At 70.5% G+C, this 21,029-nt stretch carries 20 protein-coding genes; all 20 read left to right on the top strand.

The window, feature by feature from the left end; genetic code table 11:
- Window positions 1-122: 122 nt before the first annotated feature.
- The 20 genes from FB563_RS20955 to FB563_RS20860 all read left to right on the top strand — a co-directional run bounded on the left by FB563_RS20955 (window position 123) and on the right by FB563_RS20860 (window position 20,810).
- Window positions 123-533 carry a DUF6415 family natural product biosynthesis protein gene (locus FB563_RS20955; protein ID WP_234357673.1) on the top strand — a complete coding sequence of 137 codons (411 nt, stop codon included), beginning with the start codon at window positions 123-125 and terminating at the stop codon, window positions 531-533.
- Window positions 534-678: 145 nt separating this feature from the next.
- Window positions 679-2,196, top strand: a complete 1,518-nt coding sequence (locus tag FB563_RS20950) for a sensor histidine kinase (protein ID WP_079048679.1) — start codon at window positions 679-681, stop codon at window positions 2,194-2,196.
- Between the two features lie 75 nt (window positions 2,197-2,271).
- Window positions 2,272-2,787 carry a roadblock/LC7 domain-containing protein gene (locus FB563_RS20945; RefSeq protein ID WP_055705412.1) on the top strand — a complete coding sequence of 172 codons (516 nt, stop codon included), beginning with the start codon at window positions 2,272-2,274 and terminating at the stop codon, window positions 2,785-2,787.
- Entirely contained in the window at window positions 2,784-3,194 is a 411-nt protein-coding gene (locus FB563_RS20940) for a DUF742 domain-containing protein (RefSeq protein WP_055705411.1), read from the top strand. Before FB563_RS20945 ends, FB563_RS20940 begins: the two co-directional genes overlap by 4 nt.
- A 10-nt stretch (window positions 3,195-3,204) precedes the next feature.
- On the top strand, window positions 3,205-3,837 hold the full coding sequence (locus FB563_RS20935; protein WP_055705410.1) for a GTP-binding protein: 633 nt from the start codon (window positions 3,205-3,207) through the stop codon (window positions 3,835-3,837).
- Window positions 3,837-4,478 carry a GAF domain-containing protein gene (locus tag FB563_RS20930; protein ID WP_055705409.1) on the top strand — a complete coding sequence of 214 codons (642 nt, stop codon included), beginning with the start codon at window positions 3,837-3,839 and terminating at the stop codon, window positions 4,476-4,478. Before FB563_RS20935 ends, FB563_RS20930 begins: the two co-directional genes overlap by 1 nt.
- 83 nt (window positions 4,479-4,561) lie before the next feature.
- On the top strand, window positions 4,562-5,815 hold the full coding sequence (locus tag FB563_RS20925; RefSeq protein WP_055705408.1) for an acyl-CoA dehydrogenase family protein: 1,254 nt from the start codon (window positions 4,562-4,564) through the stop codon (window positions 5,813-5,815).
- Between the two features lie 140 nt (window positions 5,816-5,955).
- On the top strand, window positions 5,956-6,435 hold the full coding sequence (locus tag FB563_RS20920) for a helix-turn-helix domain-containing protein (RefSeq protein WP_167528498.1): 480 nt from the start codon (window positions 5,956-5,958) through the stop codon (window positions 6,433-6,435).
- Window positions 6,436-6,515: 80 nt separating this feature from the next.
- Window positions 6,516-7,079, top strand: coding sequence for a hypothetical protein (locus FB563_RS20915; protein WP_079048678.1), 564 nt, complete (start codon window positions 6,516-6,518; stop codon window positions 7,077-7,079).
- Entirely contained in the window at window positions 7,076-7,639 is a 564-nt protein-coding gene (locus tag FB563_RS20910; RefSeq protein WP_055705406.1) for a DUF6624 domain-containing protein, read from the top strand. Before FB563_RS20915 ends, FB563_RS20910 begins: the two co-directional genes overlap by 4 nt.
- A gap of 73 nt (window positions 7,640-7,712) precedes the next feature.
- Window positions 7,713-8,180, top strand: coding sequence for a DUF6082 family protein (locus tag FB563_RS20905; RefSeq protein ID WP_055705405.1), 468 nt, complete (start codon window positions 7,713-7,715; stop codon window positions 8,178-8,180).
- 130 nt (window positions 8,181-8,310) lie between these two features.
- Window positions 8,311-8,496, top strand: coding sequence for an FxLD family lanthipeptide (locus FB563_RS20900; protein WP_055705404.1), 186 nt, complete (start codon window positions 8,311-8,313; stop codon window positions 8,494-8,496).
- Between the two features lie 88 nt (window positions 8,497-8,584).
- Entirely contained in the window at window positions 8,585-10,624 is a 2,040-nt protein-coding gene (locus tag FB563_RS20895) for a lantibiotic dehydratase family protein (protein WP_234357672.1), read from the top strand.
- Complete coding sequence (locus FB563_RS20890) at window positions 10,621-11,691, top strand: lanthionine synthetase C family protein (protein ID WP_055705403.1); 1,071 nt, start codon at window positions 10,621-10,623, stop codon at window positions 11,689-11,691. Before FB563_RS20895 ends, FB563_RS20890 begins: the two co-directional genes overlap by 4 nt.
- A 31-nt stretch (window positions 11,692-11,722) precedes the next feature.
- On the top strand, window positions 11,723-13,768 hold the full coding sequence (gene fxlM / locus FB563_RS20885) for a methyltransferase, FxLD system (RefSeq protein ID WP_055705402.1): 2,046 nt from the start codon (window positions 11,723-11,725) through the stop codon (window positions 13,766-13,768).
- 4 nt (window positions 13,769-13,772) lie between these two features.
- Window positions 13,773-14,903, top strand: coding sequence for a hypothetical protein (locus FB563_RS20880; protein WP_055705401.1), 1,131 nt, complete (start codon window positions 13,773-13,775; stop codon window positions 14,901-14,903).
- Window positions 14,904-15,118: 215 nt separating this feature from the next.
- The gene (locus FB563_RS20875) at window positions 15,119-17,059 is read left to right on the top strand and encodes an ATP-binding cassette domain-containing protein (RefSeq protein WP_055705400.1); all 1,941 of its coding nucleotides are present in this window, start codon (window positions 15,119-15,121) and stop codon (window positions 17,057-17,059) included.
- 60 nt (window positions 17,060-17,119) lie between these two features.
- Complete coding sequence (locus FB563_RS20870; protein WP_055705399.1) at window positions 17,120-18,259, top strand: NUDIX hydrolase; 1,140 nt, start codon at window positions 17,120-17,122, stop codon at window positions 18,257-18,259.
- Window positions 18,260-18,315: 56 nt separating this feature from the next.
- Window positions 18,316-19,806, top strand: coding sequence for an NUDIX domain-containing protein (locus FB563_RS20865; RefSeq protein ID WP_055705398.1), 1,491 nt, complete (start codon window positions 18,316-18,318; stop codon window positions 19,804-19,806).
- 101 nt (window positions 19,807-19,907) lie between these two features.
- On the top strand, window positions 19,908-20,810 hold the full coding sequence (locus tag FB563_RS20860) for an NUDIX domain-containing protein (RefSeq protein ID WP_244329029.1): 903 nt from the start codon (window positions 19,908-19,910) through the stop codon (window positions 20,808-20,810).
- The last annotated feature ends 219 nt before the right edge of the window (window positions 20,811-21,029 follow it).

Here is a 21,029-nt window from a genome sequence, read left to right as displayed (position 1 = left end):
ACGATCTCGGCTCACTTTGGCTTGATCCGAACAGGAGTTGTGTCATGCGACTTTCGCTGGACCCTCGCCGAGGCGACAGCCAGCTCGTAGGCGGCCGTGGGCGGAGAGAGTCCGTCACCGTGGTGCCGAAGCGTGATCATGTGGTGGCCGCGTTGGAGACGGTGACGCTCGTGCTGGGCGAGGATTCGCCGCTGCCCGAGAGCGCTAGGGATGTGGAGGACCTCGTTCGCCTTCTGCGCGGTCACGTCGCCCAGTTGGGCGCACGCACCACCCCGGGCAGTCCCGCCCTGCTGCGCGCACAGCAGCTCTGCTCCGAAAGCATCCCCGAGGGCTACATGCCCAGCCGGGTGTACCTGGTCCAGCTCGCCGAGGCGACCCAGGAACTGGTCGCGTATGTAGGGGTCGGCCCCGGGGCGATGCTCCAAGAGCGCAGGCGGCGTTGGTGGGAGCCGCGGATCAACGTGCTGCGCGGGGCGGTCTTCGTCGTTGCCCTCGCCTGCTTGGTCTGGGCTGCTTCGGTGCCGCGGACATGACGGCGACCGAAGCCGTCGTCATCGGGCTGACGAGCGCGGTCGCTCTTCCGGCACCCCGTTCGGCCCCGCGGTTGCCGCGACAGACCTGCACCGACCTGGCGCCCCAGCACGCATAACCGCCCTTCCCCCACTGACGAGGATTCTCATGCCTGACAGCGCCTTCCCGACACGGCCGGCCGCTACCGGTCGCCGACGGCGGCCTCCACGGATCGACACCTTCACGGTGCACTGTGTCCGCCGCGCCGTGGCATTGCCCTTGCTGCTTCTCTCGGCAGTGGCGGGGGCCGCCATCACCGTCTGGGCGACGTCCGCGGTGGCTTTCGGTTGGCTTGCGGCCGGCCTAATCTGTGGGCTGATCGCGGTCGCGCTGCTAACTGCCCGGGCAATCCGTACGGCCGCAGAGGCGGTGCAGGTCGCGGCGCAGGGAGCGTGGGCGGCGGAACTGACACGGCTCACGGGTGCTGCGGCGGCCGTCGAGAAATCGGTGCAGTGGTCGGCCGAGGAGCTGTGCCGAGGAACACGCCCGCCCTTGCCGGACAGGCAGACGCCGCAGTCGGCCAGCGCGACCGCAGAGATCGACCACGCTTTGAGCGGACTCCAAGTCCAGGCCATCGCGTCGCTGATACGCGTCCACGACGAGTCCCAGTCCGTCGTCATTCTGGAAGTCCTGCGCCGCCTGGCCATGCGGGAGCACGCCCTGGTCAGCAGAGCTCTTCAGGCCCTGAGTGAGCTGGAGATGCTGACCGACGACCCGGAGCTGCTGTCGAAAATCTTCGACATCGACCACCTGGTCACGCGGATGCGTCGTCACGTGGAGAGCACGGCGGTGCTGGGCGGGCAGTCCCTGCGCAGCGTGCGCCGGCCCGTTCCGATCACGACCGCGCTGCGCGGAGCGGTCTCCGAAGTGGTGCAGTATCCGCGTGTGGCGGTCGCGGCCGGTTCCGTCGGTGCTGAGCTCGGTCTGCCGGGACATGTGGGCCCGGACCTGACGCACCTGTTGGCGGAGCTGATCGAGAACGCCTGTGAGTGTTCCGATCCGGCCACGAAGGTGATGGTGCGTGCGCAGCGGGTGGCGAACGGGCTGGCGGTCGAGGTCGAGGACCGGGCCATCCCCATGCATCCGCAGACGCGCGCGCAGCTGAACCGCCTGCTCAGGGCTCCGGACGAGGTCGACGTCAGTGGCCAGGTGCGTGGGGGACAGCTCGGCTTGCTGGTCGCCGCGAAGATCGCCCAGACGCACGGGCTCTCCGTCGTCTTGCAGGAGAACGTGACAGGAGGCACCACCGCCCTAGTCGTGATTCCGGCACGGCTCCTCGTAGCGATTCCTGCCGTCGGTGGCGCGGACGCCACACGCGAGGGAACCCGCCTCCTGGCGGCCCCGCCGCAGCAGGTTGGCGCGGCCACGGCTGGACCATCGAGGGCAGGCCAGGTCACACCTGCGACCACCGGAACATCCGGAGCAGAACAGACGGCTCCCTCGGCCGGCGCGCCCGCGCTTCCCAGGCGTACCCGTCAGGCCGGTTCGTTCCGCCCAGCACACGAGCGGGACCACGTCCCTGCTACCGCGGCGACGCCCGGGTTGGCAGCCGCCTTCCGCCACGGCATAGCGGCCGGCGGAACCGCCGGTCCTGCTCCCGCTTCGGCTGAGCAGCCCAAGTCCTGATCACCGCCCCCTTGCGCGTTCCCGGTGGCCCGGATTTGCGTCCGCTGGCCCTTCCCCCCTTATGGAGCGATCCCTATGAGTACCCACCCCGAGATGAACAACATGCCTGGCCTCGCGCCCGCGTCCGAGGCGACGGCAAGCGGTCAGCGGGAGAACATGGCCTGGCTGCTGCGGCAGTTCGCCTCCGAGACCCCCGGCGTCACGCACGCCGTGCTGCTGTCGCGGGACGGGCTGCGGCTGCTGGACAGCGACGTCGACAAGGACTGGGCGGACGAACTGTCCGCCGCGCTCGCCGGAGTGGCCTCGCTCGCGGCGAACATCACCGGTCCCACCCACAAGAAGAGGCCGGCGAGGCAGGTCGTCATCGAGCGAGACGACTGTCTGTTCTTCGTCCAGAGCGCCGGTCGCAGCGCGGCCTTCGAGGGCCATCCCGGCAGCGAACGCGGTGTGGTGGACACGGTCCTCGCGGTGATCACGGCCATGGACGCCGATGCCGGCACCGTCGGATTCGAGATGGGGCGCCTGGTGCAGAAGTTCGCCCCCTATATGCAGATCCCCGTCCGCGTCGGCACGGGCGATGAGGTCCGGTGAGCCGTAGCAGCGGGGCCGAGGATTCGACGTTCGTGCGGACCTACACCCTGACGCGCGGTCGCACCCGGCCACGGCACCTGCTCGGCCTGGACACCGTGCTGGATGCCGGGCTCGGGCGGCCCGGCCCGGGCCGGGCTGAGGAATGCGTACAGATCCTCGCCCTGTGCCGCGAGCACCGGCGTTCGGTGACCGAGCTGGCGGGACGACTCGGCCGCCCCGTCACCGCCGTCAAGATCCTCATTTCAGATCTTTTGGACGCCGGCGCCCTGGTCATCGCCGTCACCGCTGCTTATGACGCGTCCGACACGGATGCGGATGCACGTCCCTCCTCCCAACTGCTTGCGGCCCTGTCTGTGGGCCTGAAGAGGAAGTTTGCCGATGCCATCGCCTATCCCCAGGCCGGATGACCCGTCCGCGATGCTCCTGCGGACTCCGGCACACTCGCATACCGGTGCACCGGCCGTACTGAAGGTGGTGATCGCCGGTGGTTTCGGCGCGGGCAAGACCACCGCTGTGGGCGCTGTCAGCGAGATCAGGCCGCTGAGCACGGAGGAGTACCTGACCGAGGCCAGCGCGGGCGTGGACAGCCTGGCGGGCGTCGAGGCCAAACAGACCACCACGGTCGCCTTCGACTTCGGTCGTCTCAGCCTGCCCGACGCGCCCGTGCCCCTGGAACTCTTCCTGTTCGGCACGCCGGGCCAGGACCGGTTCGTCGACCTCTGGTACGACCTCTCCCGCGGAGCCGTCGGTGCGGTCGTCCTGGTCGACACCCGCCGCCTGGAAAGCAGCTTCACCCCCGTCAGCTTCTTCGAAGACATCGGCCTGCCCTTCGTCGTCGCCATCAACCAGTTCGACGGAGCACACCGCTACCACCCCGAAGAGGTCCGCACCGCCCTCGAACTGCCCGCCTCGGTGCCGGTGGTCACCTGCGACGCACGCGACCCGAACCAAGTCGCCGGCGTCCTGCTGACCCTCGTTGGCCACGCCCTGAGGAACGCATCGGCGGGCCCCGTTCACCCGGCACCCACTTCCACCCTCCAGGACGCCTGATGTCACATCAGCCCAACGACACCCACCTCGTGCCGCAGACCGCCCCGCCCGCACGGTCGCTGCCGCGACGCAGCATGCGGGACCTCACCCATGGGCCGTCCGTCCCGGCCGGCGCCGCCGTCACCGGCCCGCAGTCCCAGCAGGCGACCGAACTGGCGCAGCGGTACGAGCTGCTCGACCGCCTGGGCGTGCCCACCGCTGCCAGCGAGGACTTCGACGAGCTGGCCCGCGACATGGCGACGCGGGCCGGCTTCCTGTACGGATTCGTCAACATCTTCCTGGAGGAGCAGACCTTCGTCGGACTGCACCAACCGCCGGCGGACAGCGGGTACGTCATCGTCGGCCGCACCATGAGCCGAGACCACGGCTGGTGCCCAGAGGTCATGGCCCGCAAGAAGGCCCTCCCGCTGCACGACGTGCATGCCTCCCCCCGCTTCAGCAGCAACCACGTGGTCGACGCCGTCGGGATCCGCTCCTACTTCGGCGCCCCGCTCATCCACGACAGCGGCACCGTGCTGGGCACGGTGTGCGTCATCGACCCTGAGAAGCGCCCCCTGAGCGAGGCCCGCCGGCTCAGGGACATCGTCATCAACGCCGGCACCCAGGTGATGGATCACATCGCCCGCGCCCCCGTCCGCTAGGCCGGTCCACACCCCCCACCCGGGAGCCGTAGGCGATCCCCGGCCGCTCCGCGTTGCGATCTTCACCCAGGGAGAGGGAGACCATGTCCGCCACACCCACTACGCCGCCGCCGGCGCTGCGCCCCTACCTCATCGCCCGCCACGAACTGCTGTGGGACGAGGCGGACGCCTTCGCGGCCGAGCATGTCGCGCCGCGCGTCGCGCGTATGGAGGCCGCTCCGGGCAGGGTGGAGAGCAAGGTCGCCGACCTGATGGCCGCACGGGGCTGGTTCGCCGTCACCGTCCCGTCCGCCTTCGGCGGGCTGAGTGCCGGACATGTGGCCAAGACCATCCTGGTCCACCGCATCGCCTGCGTCTCGGCGGCTGCCGCCGCCATCCTGCAGGCCACCCTGATCCCCGTCGGCGCCCTACTGCACTTCGCCACCTACGAGCAGAAGGGCCGCTGGCTTCCCCGAGTCGCGGACGGTTCCCTGCTGCTGTCGATCGCTGTCACCGAACCGCAAGCCGGCGGACACATCGGCGGCATCGAAACCACCGCCGAACGCGCCGGCAGCGAGTGGGTGATCACCGGCAGCAAGATCCATATTGGCAACAGCCACCTGGCGGGAGCCCACCTCGTCGTTGCCCGAACCGCCGAGGCAGGCGTGAGTACCTCCCAGGCACTGACCGCGTTCATGGTCGAAGCCGACCGCCGCGGGCTCTCCGTCTCCGACCACCGCCCCGGCCTCGGTCTGCACGGCTTCTCCGCCGGCCAACTCGACCTCGACCACGTGCGTGTTCCTGAGGACAACGTAGTCGGAGAGATCGGCCAGGGGCTGGCCGTGGCCCAGAGCAGCAGCATCCTGTACGGCCGCCCCAACCTGGCCGCCGTCAGCCTCGGCATCCACGAAACGGTCGTGGCCACCACCACTGCCCGTCTCAAGACCCGTCCCCGCTACCGAGGCGCCCTTTCGGACCTTCCCGTACTACGGGACCGCATCGGCGGCATGGAGGCCCGCCTGCGCGCAGCCCGGATACTCGCCTACCAGTCCGTGCACCTCCTCGACCAGGGCCTGCCCTGCGACGCCGACCTGATCAACTCCAAGTACCTCGGCCACCAGTGGGCCGTGCAGTCCGCCCAGGACGCCATGGAACTGCATGGCGCCCACGCCCTCGACCGCGCCTACGTCCTCCAACGTCTGTGGCGCGACATCCAGCACACCTATCCGCCCGCCGGAACCGGCGAGGTCCAGCGCATACGCCTGGCCGACGCCGCCTTCGACGAGGACCACATCCAGTGGTCCGAACGCCTCGCCGCCGAAGCCGCCTGGGCACGCCCCGACCCGACCGCCGCATGAGCCCCCGTGCGCGGCACCCCGTGAATCCAAACCGCCGCGCACGGGCCCTTGCCGCCGGCCCCCGTCCCCCGCGGGGACCGGCGGCACCCCTCCCGGTGACCGTCCATCCCAGCCGAGAAAGAGACACAGTGACTCCGCCCGTGACGACCAGAGCACCGATCACCCCCCTGACGCCGACCCTGCAGCGCGTCGCCCAGCACCTCGCGAACGGCCTCACGCCCCCAGAGATCGCCACGAAGACCGGGCTGTCGGCCGTTACCGTCCGCCAATACGTCCGCGACATCCGCGAGAGCCTCCACTGCCCGCCCCGCTGCAAGCCCCCGGTGCTCGTGCACCGCTTGTTCGCTCTCCAGCAGGTGGCCTCTCCCACGGCGGACAGGCCGACGCCGAAGCTCAGCCCGGAGCAGCTGCTGTTGCTCCGCGCCCTCGCTGAGCACAGCGACGCCCGCGACATCGCCGTCGCCGCCAAGCTCGCCCCGGCCGACCTGCGCGCCGCGCTCGATCAGCTTCTCGCCGACACTGGCGCACAGGACACCACCCAACTGGTGATTCTGGCTCACGGCTGGAAGCTGCTGTCGGCAGAACAAGCCCCCGCAGCGCGGAGCGGAGCAAGCCAGTGAGTAGGCCCCCAACTCACCCGGTCCGCGAGGAGCGACCGACTGCATCATTCGCCCCGGCCCCGCTGGCCGCCGTATACGAGGTGCGCTCGTTACGCGCGGACGCCGAGCGAGAGGAAGCTGCCGCCCTCGTCCAGGACCGCCAGCGCTGGCTCACCATGCGCGGACTGCCGGTTCCCGCCCAAGCCGACGTCCCGGCACTCTTCCGCGACCCGCAGACGAGGCCAGCCGGGCTGTTCGAGGACGGAAAGCTGCTGGCCTGCATGGTCCCCGAGCGCGACCCCGGCGTCGGATGGGGCGAGGGCCCGTGCCTCTACCTGAACTCTGTCCACACCCTGCCCGACCAGTCCGACGACATCACACGGCTGATCACCCTGTGGGCCTCCGACTTCGCCGCCCGTCTCGGCCTCCCGCTCGTCCGGGCCGAGGCACTGGCCCGCCACGCCCTCGACGCCGAACCCGTCGCCGCCCTTCTGCGTCGGCTCACCGACATGGGCTGGGATGTACGGGGTTCCGGCACGGGACGAGCGGGTGACCGAGTCGCCCGCCTCGAACTCGCCGCCGAGCGCCGGTCCGGGCTGAGCGCACTGATCGGCTGCCGCGTCCATGAGCCACAGGCAGCCCCGGACGATCGGGGCAGCGCGTGACGACCACCGAAACCCAACGACCCGACCTTGCCCGCGAGCTGATCGCCCGCGCAGCCGAGTCGGCCGCGCACCGGGCCCGACGAGTGCGCAACCAGCTCGATGCCGTCCAACTCGGACGAGGCCGGCACGCCGACCACGCCAACACCAAGGTGCTGCGCCGCATCCTGGCCGAGCACGACTGGCCCGGCCACCAACTCGTCGGCCCCGCAGCCGCCCGCGCCGCTTGGAGCATCGCGCTGCACAGCGACGACGAACCGGACTTCCAGCGCGCTGCCACCACCCTGCTGGAGCGGGCGGTACAGGCCGGCGATGCGCTCATCCAGCACTGGGCGCACCTGTACGACCGAGCCCTGATCAACAGCGGGCTCGAGCAGGAGTATGGAACGCAACTCCTGCTGCGCGTCGGCGGTATCGAACTTTGCCCGCTGCGCGCCCCGGAAACGCTGGACGAGCGAAGGGCCAGCGTCGGGCTCCCTCCCATCGCCGTCGCCTTGAAATCGGTGCATCGCCGCTACGCGTCGGATCACGCCCGGACTGGCGTGCTGGCGGAGGCGGCATGAAGAAGCGGAATCAAGGCTCGTCATCAGTCGGGCGCTCGTCCACAACGCCGTTCAACGAAAGGAACGTTGGCACATGAAGCTCACCACCGCCGTCCTCGCTGCCGGCGCCGCTGTCTCCCTCACCACCGCCGTGATCGGAGCAGCCCGGCTCAGGCAGGACGCGCGGCACCAGGCCGAGCGGAACGAGGCGGTCGTTGCCCGGAACCAGCTCGACTGGCTGGCGCAGATGTCCACCAACGCCGACCTCGCCAAGCTGTGGAAGCCCGAGGACATGGACGTCGAGGAGTACATGCAGCTGCTGAAGGCCAACCAGCTCATCTGCGCGCTCAGCCTGCGCGACCGCCTCGGCTTCATCCGTGACGGGCATCTGCCGTTCTTCGCCTCGGTGGTCATGAGCACCGAGGTCTGCCGGCGGTACTGGCACCGGTTCGGCGACCTCCGTGCCCAGGAGGCCGAGGGCGACGAGCGGGCCGAGCACTTCACCAGGGTGCTGGACCAGGCCGCGAAGAACCACGCGCAGGCGCAGCCCGCAGCAGCCTGACGGGCATCACACTCCGACCCCCAGACGCCACGGCTCAGGCGGCTTCGCCGGCCATCGCCGTCTGGGAGCAAGCTCCGGGGCCCGACCGGGACCCGGTACCTGCACCATCCATCACCCCTAGGAGGCATGCATGACCGCCATCCAGGCCGAGAGGCCGACCGCTCCCCCGCAGGCGGACCTCGTGACGACCGATGACGACCCGTTCGGGCTCGACATCACCTTCATCGAGGGCACGCCGGCGACCGAGACGGTCCTGATGTGCAGCACGGGCGACACCTGCGGCAGCTCCTGCCCCAGCGCCTGCACCACCTCGTAAGCCGGGCCACCCCGGCAGCGCGGGCCGGACGGGGCTCTCCCCGTCCGGCCCGCCCCCGCCCGTCACGCAGAAGATGAGGAGAGCGCTGATGACACGGCAACGGCCCAGCCTGTACGAGGGCGCGGGGCAGGCCATGCTGCGCGCCGCGGTGCATGTGACCGAGCCCGCCATGCCGCCCTGGCCGGCGGCCATGGCGCCCGTGGAAGAGTGGCGCGCGTGGCTGAGCACGGTGTGGTCCGACTCCGACTATCGGCGGACCGTTTCGCAGGCGAGCCCTCACCTGGCGGACCAGGTGCAGGCCATCATCGACGGCCGCACACCGAAGGTGCGCCGGATGCGCCGGGCAGCGCTGGCCACCGCCCGTTACGCAATCCGCTACGCCCGCCGCTCCACCCCTTACGGCCTGTTCGCCGGAGTCGCTCCACTCGGCTTCGCCCAGGCCGCATCCGTCCGCTTCGGCGAGGAGCACCAGGCGGTCACCCGCCCCGACCCGGTCAGACTCGACGAGATGCTCAGTGCCTGGGAGAGCGACGCTGCGCGCATGGCCGGCGCCGAGGTCTGCGTCAACACCCTGATCCGTCAGCGCGACCAGCACATCCACGTGCCGTCCGAGGGCGATGCCGAGTTCCGTCTCGCCCTCAGCCCCGCGCTGCGTCTCGTACTCGACCTGGCCCGATCGCCGATCGGGTACCGCCAGTTGTCCGACAAGTTGGCCGCGGAGTTCCCCGCCGTGAGCGACACGGCACGCCACCGACTGCTGGGCGAACTGCTGCGGGTGCGGCTGCTGCGCTCCTCGCTGCGCGCGCCCGCCACCATCGCCAACCCCACCGACGTCTTACCGCCCGCGGGGCGCACCCAAGCAGCCAGCCTGCGGGCAGCGTACGACCTGCGGCTGGACGCCGACGTGCGGCTGCCCGAGCAGGTGCTGACCGAAGCGGAGACCGCTGCGACCATCCTGGCCCGCCTGGTCACCCATCCGAACGGGACACCGACCTGGCGGCGGTGGATCGAGCAGTTCGCCGAGCGCTACGGCGAGAACACCACGGTGCCTGTGGAAGCGGCAACAGACCCCGACCGGGGCGTGGGCTTCCCGGCAGGGTTCGTCACGGCGAGCGAACCGCCCCGGCCGATGTCCCGGCGTGACCGCCTGCTGCTGGAGCTGGCCGGCACCGCCGCCGCCGAAGGCAGCTGCACCGTCGCGCTGACCGGGGCGTTGATCGAGGAACTGGAAGCAGTGGCCGGCGACAAGCCTCACGACCTGGCCCCCCACCTCGAACTGGCCGCACAGGTCCACGCCTCCTCCGTTCCGGCCCTGGACCGGGGCGACTTCCGGCTGCGCGTTCTGACCGTCTCCCGCTCGGCCGGGTCCATGACCGGACGGTTCTGGCACCTCCTGCCGGACACGGAGGCGACGTACGCGCATCTGCCCACCGTCGATCCGGAGGCGGAACTCGCGCAGCTCTCGTTCCACGCCGGGCGTGTGCCGGCCGACCTGCTCACCCGTGCGCCGCAGGCCCTGCCCCGCGTCGTCAGCATCGGCGAGTTCCGCCGTCCAGACCCGAACGTCCTCTTCCCCCGCGACCTGGCGGTCACCGTCGCCGACGGCCGCCCCCAGCTGGTGGAGTCCGCGACGGGCAAGCGACTGGAGCTGCTGGCCCCCACCGCCATCAACTTCCTGTGGAACAACTACACCCCGCCGATGGCCCGCTTCCTCGGCGAGATCAGCCGGGCCGCGTCCCCGCAGGTGACCTGGTTCGACTGGGGCGCCGCCTGGACCCTGCCCTTCACCCCGGCACTCACCTACCGGCGCACCATCCTCACCGCCGCACGGTGGAAGATCCGCAGCCGTACGCTGCCTGCCCGCACCGCCCCGCTCCAGCAGTGGGCGGACCAACTCCATGCCTGGCGTGCCCGGTTCCGGGTTCCGGAGCGGATCCTTCTCGCGGAAGACGACCAGCAGCTGCCCCTCGACCTCACCCGCGACGTCGACCTGGACGTCCTGCGCGCGCACCTCGATGCCAGCCCCTTCGGCATCGCCACTCTGCACGACGCGCCTCCGCCGGACGCCGACGGGTGGATCGGCGGCCGGGCGCACAGCATCGTTGTCCCCCTGGCCAGGCGCTCATGACCACGACCACCGTGCCCCGTACGCAGGACCTGTCCGAGGGCGCCCTGGGGATGGCCCTGCTCGACATCGAGCGCCGTGACCTGTCCACCGCCCGCCGCCACCTCACCCAGGCCACCGTCCGGGGCGTCAGCACCGGCAGCAACGCCAGCCTCTTCCACGGAGCACCCGCCCTGGAATTCGTCCTGGCCCGCGCCCACGGGGCCGGCGACGACGTCCGCGCGGCCGTCGACCGCGTCGTGGACGCCCGGCTCGCCGCCGCCCACCGCCGTCAGGCGGCCGGCGCTCTGCCCCACCTCGCCGAATGGGACCTCATCCGCGGTCTGACCGGGCTCGCCACACTGCTGCTGTCCCGCCGCCCGATGGCGCCCCGGCTGCCCGACGTGCTCGCCTGTCTCATCGCGCTCGCACACCCCGCCCGCAGTTACGGCCGGATCCTGCCCGGGTGGTGGTCGCCGGTCGGCCCCGACGGGAAGGAGATGATCGGCGGACACGGCAACAACGGCATGGCCCACGGCATCGCGGGGCCCTTGGCCGTGCTCTCTCTCGCCCTGCGCGCCGGAGTCAGGGTCCCCGGCCAGGAGGAGGCCGTCGGCACATTCGCCACCTGGCTCGACCGGCACGGCACCCACTACTGGTCCACCGCAGCACATCTGGACGCCGACCAGCCGCCCGCGGCGGAACCGGCCCGTCAGTCCTGGTGCTACGGCCGGCCCGGCATCGCCCGCGCGCAGCAGCTCGCCGCGCTCGCCCTCGGCGACCCCGCACGGCGCCAAGCGGCCGAGGACACCGTCGAGGCCATCCTGACCGACCCACTGCGGCTCGCCCGCATCACCGACTCGACCCTCTGCCACGGCTGGGCCGGCCTGCTCACCCTCACCCGCGCAGTCGCCGCCGACAGCCCCGCACCCGCACGCTTCACACCCATCATCCAGGACCTGCACCGACGGCTGGCCGCCGACTGGGAGCACCTGCCCAAACCCGGATTCATGGAAGGCCGCGCCGGCGCCCAACTCGCCCTGAACGCCACCGATACCACCGGCTGGTCCCGCGCCCTCCTGCTCACCTGACCTCGCCGCCGCCTCACAAGGAGTTCCCTCCATGACCTTCGACGACGAGAACCTGCCTATCCCCTCGGACACGTCCTGGTGGCACGCTTCCGTGGCCTTTCCCGACCAACACGCGCCCGCCGCCCAGGCCCTGGCGACCGCGCTGGCCGGGCACCGCTTCCACTTCCTGCGCAAGGACGCCGGCGTGCGCCTGCGCACCGAACAACCCGTCACCGACCTGCTCGACCAACTCGTCGCCGAGAAGGTCATCACCGGCTGGGTGGGCGGCATCTACGAGCCGGAGACGCATGCCTTCGGCGGCCCCGAAGGCATGGAAGTCGCACACGACGTGTTCTGCGCCGACAGCCCGGCCGCGCTCGCCGAAACCGGCACCCCCGGCGCCCGTGAGCGCAGCGTGATGCTGCTCTCCGCCATGATCCGCGATGCGGGACTGGACCCGTTCGAGGCCGGAGACGTATGGGCCCGATGGGCCGCCCTGCGGCCCCCCGTTACCCCGCCCCAGGGGCCCGCACTGGAGAGAGCCGTCTCCGCGATGCGGCGGCTGATGAACGCGGACGCGGCACTGCGTCCAAACGCGGAAGCGGGCTGGGCCGAGCGTGTCACCGCGTTCGAGGACGCCGGCCGACGCCTGCGCCAGCTCGCCCTCGACGGCCGACTGATACGCGGAATCCGAGGCGTCATCGCCCATCACGCGATCTTCGCGTTCAACCGCGCGGGCGTGCCTGCCGATGTGCAGGCCGCCACCGCGTGGCTTGGCCGTCACGTCGCCTTCTCCACTGGAGAAGGCGCTGACGTGTCTACCCGCAAGTCCGCCTCCGCAGACCCTAGCCTCCCACGAATGGAGACCACAGTGGCACCCGTAACCGAACCTAGCCAGCTGCGCGAAGCACTCGTCCAGCGACTCGTCGACAGCGGCCATCTGCGCAGCCAGGCTGCCATCGACGCCTTCCGCACCACCGACCGCCACGCCTTCCTGCCCGGCGTTGACCTGGACGCCGCGTACAAGGAGGACGCGGTCCCGATCAAGCACGACGAGCACGGAGAGATGATCTCCTGCATCTCCGCGCCGTCCATCGTCGCCACCCAACTCGAACAGCTCGACGCCAAGCCCGGCCACAAGGTCCTGGAAGCCGGAGCCGCCACCGGCTACAACGCCGCCCTCCTCGGCAAGATCGTCTCGCCCGGCGGACAGGTGTGGACCCTCGACGTCGACCAGGACCTCGTCGCCGGCGCGAACAAGAACCTCTCCCAGGCCGGGATCGACAACACCACCGCGGTGATGGCCGACGGCGCGGCCGGGCTGCCCGAGCACGCCCCCTACGACCGGATCATCTTCACCGTCGGCGCCGGCGACGTCCCCGTGAAGATCCTCGACCAGCTCGCCCCCGGCGGACGCCTGGTCCTGCCGATGCGCATCCGCGGCAGCATCTCCCGCTCCTTCGCTTTCGAACGCGACGGCGAGACGTGGAAGACCGTCTCCTGCGAGATGTGCACCTTCATCCCGCTGCGCAAGGGCATCTGCGATGACGTGTACACCCTCGTACCGATGGCCGGCGAGGGCAACGTGCGCCTGGAGACATTCAGCGAGCAGGACGTCGACCGCGACGCGCTCCGCTCCGTCCTCGACCAGCAGCAGACCAAGACCTACACCGGGGTGAAGTTCCGGCAGGGCTCCCCGTGGGAGTGGCTGTACCTGTACCTGGCCTGCGTGCTGCCCAACGGCCTGTCCCGCATGCCCGGTGCCCGCCCCGGCTTTACCCCGCACTTCGGGTGGGGCTCCATGGCTGCCCTCGACGCCGGGTCGCTCGCATACCTGACCGTCCGTGAGGGTGAGGATGAGAAGGGCCGGTACTGGGAGGTCGGGGTGATCGGCCACGGTGAGGGCGGCGCCGACCTCGCCGAGCGTGTCGTGAACGAGATCCGCGCCTGGGACGCGAGCGGTGGCAACGACGCCCCGGAGCCGGGCTTCCGGATGGCAGTCGCCGACTGCCGCGACCGGCTCACGGCCGATGATCCGCGCTTTGTCGTCGACAAGCCGTACAGCCGACTCGTTGTCGACTGGGAGCGCACGGGCTGAGCCGATGCTTCCCGCGATAGCCAGCCGCATCCCTCTGGTCCGCCGCACCAAGGCGCCCGCGCTCCCCTTGGAGGAGCGCATCAACCACCTCACCGGGCTGACCGTCGTGCCCGCAGGTGCGAGCCACCACGACCTGGTGGCCCGCGCCTGCGGGGTCCTCAACTACGCCGCGCTCATCGCCTCCGACGTCGGCCTGCCTCACCTGGCCGCCGACCTGTGCTGGCGCCAGCACCAGGTCTTCGCTGACGCCGGACGCTTGAGCGGACCGATCGCGGTCATGTCGCTGATGCCGCTGGTCAACCTCTCCCGGCTGCTGACCCGCGACGGCCAGGGTGAGGCCGCCTACGACCTGCTCGTCCGCCTCAACCACGCCGCGCGGCAGCGGGAGAAGACCGAGATCGACGGACGCACCGTCGACCTGTCCACTCTGACCGGCACGGACGAGGACCACCGCACCGTGTGCCAGGAGCTGTGGGTCACGCTGCTCGTGGACGGCGCCCGCGCCCTCGCCCGCATCGGCCGGTGGACCGAAGCGGCCGAAGCCATGGCCCAGCACCGCGGCATCGGCAACCGGCTCCTCGACGGCCGCCAGATCAAGATCATGGCCCTGATGGAACAGGGCCTCGACCAGCAAGCCCGCGACCTGATCGACACCACCCAGCCAACGGAGCCCTGGGAGAGAGCCATCGCCCTCCTCCTGCACGCCCACTGCCGTCCCACGAACACACCCGTCGCCGAAGCCGACCTCGACCGCACCCTGCACGAAGCCACCCTGATCCTTGCCCGCCCCGAACCGTCGACCGCCGCCTTCCAGACCCGGACGGGCCTGTCTGCCCTGGAACTGGATTCCACCGGGCGGCACGCAGCCCCGATACTCGACGCCCTCGTCGACGTCGCCCAACTCGACGCCTACGCGGCACGCGACGTACTGCACCATCCCCTCGCCGCATCCGCCCTGAGCGCCGACTCGGCAGACGCTCTCAGCGCGGTGATCGCGGCTGCGGGACTGGGCGGCGTCCTGCACACCCACCACCGCGAGGCACTGACGGGCGCAGTCGTCCACGCCGAGACAGAGCTGGAAAGACTGCTGCGGACCGCGCCCGCTCTGAGCCAGGCGGGGCGCCGCCCGGGATGACATGCCGTAGCGCCCTCGTCGCGCGGGCGGTGTCGGCGTTTCGGCCATTTCCGGCCCGGAGCCACTCCCCGCCAGCCCAGGGATCACGGGCTCGCTAGGTCTCCTCACGCAGGCAAGAGCGGGCTTCCCAGCACGACCGAATGACGTGTGTTCGATATCGCTGCCATGTCGTTAGACCTCACGACTCTGCCGCAGCGACCGTCCAAGGGGGAACGATGACCTCGGCCATCACACAGGATCAGCCGCCACAACCATCGAAGGGCACCTCCCAGGACGACTCACCGCATGGGGCCGATGTTCGAGAGGAGGAATACCTCTACCGCGACGAGTCACGGCTCAAGGCAGGGTCGCTGCTGACCTCCCGCACCATGGCACGGCGTCTACCCTCGCTCGTACGGCGCTCGGTGCAGATGGCCTGGCGGGTGGACCGCGGCGCGACCATCGGACTGCTGGTGTGCCAGATCGGGACAGGCGTCCTCGCGGCCCTCGGCCTCCTGGCCGTCACGGGCACGATCACCGCACTGATCTCCTCGGGCGACATCACCGAGCGGCTGTGGGGCGCCGCTCCGCAACTGAGCGTCATCGCCGCCACCACCGGCCTGCGCGCGCTGCTGGGCATCACCGTCGTCTGGCTGACCGGGCGTCTACGCCCGGTGCTCGGCCGGGCAGCGGAGCTGACGATGGTCGAGGCCGCGCTCGGAGCGGAACTGGCCGCCAACAACAAGCCCGGTTACAACGACGCCTACGACATCGCCGACCGCGGCGCCCAGGTCACCCCCGACCTCGTGGAAGAAGCACAGGACGTCCTCGCGGCGACCGCGACGCTCGCGGCCGGCGCAGCCGTCCTGACCGTCTTGCACCCGCTGCTCCTCCCCCTCCTCTTCCTCGCATGCCTGCCGCAGGCCGCCGCCTACGTCCGGTCCGCCCGCGTGATCTACCTCGCCAGCCTGGAGACCTCCGGGCGGCGCCGGATGCTGGGCAAACTGCGATGGCACATGGCCTACATGGAGTCCAGCGAGGAGATGCGAGCCTGCCTGGCCGGCCCCTTCCTGATCGGCCGGTATCGGAAGCTGGCCGCCTCGGTCAACGCGGCCGAACGCAAGGCCGCCAACACCGGCGCCTGGATGGGACTGGCCGGAGCCGTCGCGGGCGGGATCGCCTCGACCGCCGTGTGGGCAGCACTGCTGTGGCTCCTGGCCTCCGGCCGCATGAGCCTGGCGGCCGGAGGCGGCGCAGTCTTCGCCCTCCAGACGGCCACCGGCTCAGTGCGCGGCATCATCAACGGCGGGGCCCGCCTGGTGCGCACCGGCTGGTACGTCCAGGACTGGCAGAACTTCCTCGACAACGCCCACGGCCAGGCGATGACCGACTCCCGCGGCACCGCGTCCCTGACCGCAGCCCCGGAACGTTTCGAGGTCCGCGACGTCACCTACCGCTACGACGGCGCCCCGAAGGACAGCCTGAGCGGCGTCTCCCTCCACGTGCGCCGCGGCGAGATCGTGGCGCTGGTCGGAGAGAACGGCTCCGGCAAGACGACCCTCTCCCGCCTGCTGTGCGGACTGTTGCTGCCCACCGAGGGTGACGTGGCCTGGGATCACGCTTCCACGGCGGACCTAGACCCGTGGAGGTCGTGGGAGCACGTCGCTCTAGTGCCGCAGAAGTTCACGTATCTGCCGCTGACCATGCGCGACAACATCACCTTCGGACAGGGCGACACCAGCGACGCGGCGCTGCTCGCCGCATGCGAGGCTTCCGGCGCCGCGGAGATGCTGCCCAACCTCCGCTCCGGCCTGAACACCCTCCTGACCAGCGAGTGGTTCGGCGGCCAGCAACTCTCCGGCGGACAGTGGCAGCGCCTCGTCCTCACCCGCGCGTTCCACCGGCAGGCGGCGCTGTTGGTGATGGACGAACCCACGGCCGCCCTCGACGCACGGGCGGAGCACCGAATCTTCTCCGGGCTGCGCGAACTGGCCAAGGACCGCGCCATTCTGCTGATCACGCACCGGCTCACCAATGTGGCCGTCGCCGACCGGATCGTGGTCCTGGACGAGGGACGGATCGTCCAGGAGGGCACCTACGACCAGCTCACCCAGGAGCCGGGGCTCTTCCAGTCCTTGTGGGAGCTGCAGCGCCGGATGAGCGGCGGCACACCCTGATCACCACTCCCCGGCCGCGCCGCATACACGTCCGCCCACCGTTCTGAAAGGCAGAGTCTCGTGACCTCTCCCCTCTCACCTTCGGATCACGGTGCACCGCGTGCCACCCTGTCCGCAGGGCAGCACGCCGCGTCCCGGCACGCAGTGTGGGCCGGCGCCGCCGCGCTCGTCACTGACCAGGTCGGCCGCGTCCTGCTCGTTCACCCCACCTACCGCGAGGACGACCGGTGGCTGCTGCCCGGAGGAGTCGTCGAACGCGGCGAACACCCGCACGTCGCCTGCCGGCGCGAGATCACCGAGGAACTGGGCCTGCCGGACCTGCCCCTGTCGGGCGTGCTCGCCGTCCACTCCCTCTCGCCGCACCACCCCGACAGCCAGCCCGGCATGCCCTGTCCCGGAGAGATCCGATACGTCTTCGACGGCGGATCCCTCACCCCCGACCAGGTGGAGGCGATCCGCCTGCCGCGCGAGGAGCTGTCCGAGTTCGCCTTCTTCGAGACCCGGGACGCGGTGCAACGGCTGCGCCCTGTCGACGGGCAGATCATGCTCGCTGCCTACCGTGCCCGGCTCGGGAACACCGCCACCGCCCACCTCGCCGACGGCCGGCACATCCTCGACGTCCCGGCGCTGGATCGCCATGACGTCCACGTCTGCCACCGGCCCCTGTGGGACAGCCCTCTCAACCGTGCCGCTGTCCCCGAGCGGCTCCCCGTGCAGCAAGCCTGGGCGTGGTGCTTCGTCCCCGACGGCCGGGTCGTCCTCGTCTCCGACCCCGGTCCCCGGGGCGCGCTGCCAATGCTGCCCGGCGGAACCGTGGAGAAGACCGACACGACGCCCGAGGACACCCTCCACCGCGAAGCCGCCGAGGAAGCGCAGCTGACTCTGACCGACCCGGTGCGACTGGGATGGGTGCTGGACGAGACCGGCGAGGTCTACGGCGGAGTGGGGCCCAACGCCCGGCTCCGCCTGGCCGCCCGGGTCACCGCCATCGGGCCGGCGGCCGTCGACCCTGCCACCGGCCACCCCTTCGCCCGCCTGCTCGTCTCCCCCGTCCAGGCAGCTGCCCTTCTGGGATGGGGGCCGCCAGGGGAGCGGCAAGCGCGACTCGCCGCTGAAACCGCCCGGGAGCGCTGGGCCCTGCCCACCGCTGGCCGCACCAGGATCGAGGAAGTCCCTGTGGAGGGGATGCGGCTGAGCTGACACGAAGGACCACCCCGCCTCGACTCGTTCCGCTCTGCGCTCTCTGAGGTACATCCATGCCGCTGTCGCACGACCACATCCGTACCACCGTCGAGACCTACCTCGCTCGTCACCCTCACGAGCGACCGCAACTCGGCGGCCTCCTGGAAGCCCTCAAGCGGCCCACCAGCATCGCCAGTCGCTCCACCTTTTCCGGGCACGTCACCTGCGGTGCCATCGTCGTCGACCAGCTCGGCCGCGTCCTGCACGTGCTTCACCTGGCAAGCGGGAAGGTACTCCCGCCAGGCGGGCACGCCGAGCCCGAAGACGAGTCCCTGGCAGGGACAGCCCTTCGGGAGCTGCACGAGGAGACCGGGATCTCAGCCCAGGCCGTGGCACCGTGGCCCGGATACGAGACCGTGCCGTTCGACATCGACATCCACGACATCGACGCCCGCCCGAGCAAAGGCGAACCCGGGCACCAGCACTTCGACCTGCGCTTCCTCTTCCGCCTGCACACGGCGACAGAGGTGCCGGTAGTGCTGCAGGAAGAAGAAGTCGGTGGCATCGAGTGGCGGCCCGTGGACAGGGTGTACTCGTCCTCTCTGCGCGAGAAGCTGCTCAAGCTCACGCCCGGCGTCGAACCGGAGACCGCCAACGCCTCAGCTCTGATCTACAACGACCGAGGTGAGTACCTGCTCCATCTGCGCGACTACTTCCCCGGCCAGATCTGGGAGCCGGGCATGTGGTCACTGCTGGGCGGCGGCCGAGAGCCCCAGGATGCCACCCTGGAACACACCGTGCGGCGCGAGCTGGACGAGGAAGCTGGCCTCCACATCGCCGACCTGACCCCGTTCGGCATCGAGGAAGCAACCGACGACGTCGGCGCGACCGTGCCCATCGCCATCTACGCCGGTCGCTGGAACGGCGATCCCCGCGAACTCCACCTGACCGAAGGGGTGATGCTGGCCTGGTTCGCCCCCGACGACCTCCACCGCCTACGCATCGCGCCCACCACCAGCGCCCTCGTACGACGCCACGCCGCCAGCCGTCCGGCCGGCGCTTCCTGCACCGCGTCGCAGACCGGGACCGCCTCGGACGATGAGCGCGGCCCGGCCTCCCCGCACGGCACGGTCCTCAACGTCATCGGCGTCCACCTCTACCTGGAGCGTCCCGACGGAACGGTGCTGCTCGGGCTGCGCCACCCCGACTCCGCGTTCGCGCCCTCCACCTGGCACGTCCTGGCCGGCCACTGCGAGCAGGAGAGCGCGATCACGTGCCTGATCAGGGAGGCCAGAGAGGAGGCCGGTCTGCAGATCGAGCCGCAGGACGTCGAACTCGTCCACGTCGTCCACCACATCGACAATGCCGGGGACCAGCCCCGCATGGGCCTGTTCTTCCGCGCCCGGACCTGGACCGGCGAACCCGAACTGCGCGAGCCGGACAAGTGCACCCAGTGGACATTCTGGGACCCGGCGGCACTCCCCGAAGACCTCGTCCCCTACACGCGGGTGGTCATCGAGGGCATCCGCGCCGGCCGCCTCTGCTCCGAAACGGGATGGGCATAAGCACGGCCACGCCCGAAGACTCCGCCGCGCAGCGACCCCGGTTCGTCTTCCACGGGCCACAGACCGCAACCGACCAGCCACAGCAGCGATCGGAGACACGCGTGCCCGACGACACCCAACAGGCGATCTCGGCCGTCCCGAGTCCGGCGGCAGGAGATGAACGGCAAGAGCACCACATGCACCTGCTCCCGCAGTACTACCGTCAAGTGGAGGCAGGCCGTAAGACGGTCGAAGTGAGGGTAGCCACCCCACAGAAGCTCGCTGTCGCAGTCGGCGACACGGTCGTCTTCCACGACCGGGACACCGGCAGGGAACTCGACGTCATCGTGCAGCGGATCACCCGATACCCCTCCTTTGAGGATCTGTTGGGCGCGGAGGACAATACGCGCATCGACCCGGACGGGCCTCCCGGAGAACTGCTCGCCAACCTCCGGAGCATCTACCCGCCGGCCAAGGAAGCGCTCAGCGTCCTCGCCCTCGAATTCGACCATCGCCCTGCGCGTCCGGGCCGCCCGATGCCGATGACGCCCACGCAGTACGCACAGACCGTTCCCCACCACACGGTGTACGGGTGCCTGTACATCCGTGACGAGCACGACCGGCCTGTCCAGTTGCGTTCGGTCTACGGCTCGCGGCTCTGGCAGTTCCCGGGCGGCAACCTGGACGCCCAAGGAGAGGACCCGCTCCAGACCGCCCGGCGCGAAGGGGTCGAAGAGACCGGCCTTGAACTCGGGCTGGGTACACCCCGGTTGCTCCTGACGCACTTTCTGCACGCTGGGCCCCGCCTGCCGCTGAACAAGGTGGGTCTCATCTTCGACGGTGGGCAGCTGACCGCAGCCCAGCTCGGCCGGATCCGACTCGATCCCGCCGAACACGACATGTGGGCCGTCCACGACCTCGCCACCTGGCAGGAGCTGATGGCGCCGCGGGCCTTCGCCCGTCTCGATGCCATCGAACGAGCCCGTCGTGGCGAGGGCCCCGCCTACCTCATCACGCACACCTGAACCCGCAGCACGCCCTCCAGGAGGCATCTTGCCCGTCGAGGACATGAAGACCCAAGCCTGGAAGGTCTACGGCCAGCGTCAACTGGCCCGCGCCTACACGCCGCCCATCCCCGCAGGGTCTCGCCTGCTGGCCATACGTCCTGGGCATGCTGGAACACGAACGGCTTCGTGACCATGCGCCGTAGCGTCTCGATCCTGAACGCGCGTCGGCAGTACATG

The sequence above is a fragment of the Streptomyces puniciscabiei genome (assembly GCF_006715785.1).
Classification (GTDB): Bacteria; Actinomycetota; Actinomycetes; order Streptomycetales; family Streptomycetaceae; genus Streptomyces; species Streptomyces puniciscabiei.
The sequence above is the reverse complement of the archived record's forward strand: the minus strand, read 5'-3'. Positions and strand labels throughout refer to the sequence as shown.

Bases quoted from the DNA above. Each gene is read 5' to 3' on its own strand.
- FB563_RS20880 (WP_055705401.1), top strand. From the start codon at position 13,773: ATGCTTCCCGCGATAGCCAGCCGCATCCCTCTGGTCCGCCGCACCAAG.
- FB563_RS20890 (WP_055705403.1), top strand. From the start codon at position 10,621: ATGACCACGACCACCGTGCCCCGTACGCAGGACCTGTCCGAGGGCGCC.
- FB563_RS20905 (WP_055705405.1), top strand. From the start codon at position 7,713: ATGAAGCTCACCACCGCCGTCCTCGCTGCCGGCGCCGCTGTCTCCCTC.
- FB563_RS20935 (WP_055705410.1), top strand. From the start codon at position 3,205: ATGCTCCTGCGGACTCCGGCACACTCGCATACCGGTGCACCGGCCGTA.
- fxlM (WP_055705402.1), top strand. From the start codon at position 11,723: ATGACCTTCGACGACGAGAACCTGCCTATCCCCTCGGACACGTCCTGG.
- FB563_RS20950 (WP_079048679.1), top strand. From the start codon at position 679: ATGCCTGACAGCGCCTTCCCGACACGGCCGGCCGCTACCGGTCGCCGA.
- FB563_RS20925 (WP_055705408.1), top strand. From the start codon at position 4,562: ATGTCCGCCACACCCACTACGCCGCCGCCGGCGCTGCGCCCCTACCTC.
- FB563_RS20895 (WP_234357672.1), top strand. From the start codon at position 8,585: ATGACACGGCAACGGCCCAGCCTGTACGAGGGCGCGGGGCAGGCCATG.
- FB563_RS20875 (WP_055705400.1), top strand. From the start codon at position 15,119: ATGACCTCGGCCATCACACAGGATCAGCCGCCACAACCATCGAAGGGC.
- FB563_RS20865 (WP_055705398.1), top strand. From the start codon at position 18,316: ATGCCGCTGTCGCACGACCACATCCGTACCACCGTCGAGACCTACCTC.
- FB563_RS20900 (WP_055705404.1), top strand. From the start codon at position 8,311: ATGACCGCCATCCAGGCCGAGAGGCCGACCGCTCCCCCGCAGGCGGAC.
- FB563_RS20945 (WP_055705412.1), top strand. From the start codon at position 2,272: ATGAGTACCCACCCCGAGATGAACAACATGCCTGGCCTCGCGCCCGCG.
- FB563_RS20930 (WP_055705409.1), top strand. From the start codon at position 3,837: ATGTCACATCAGCCCAACGACACCCACCTCGTGCCGCAGACCGCCCCG.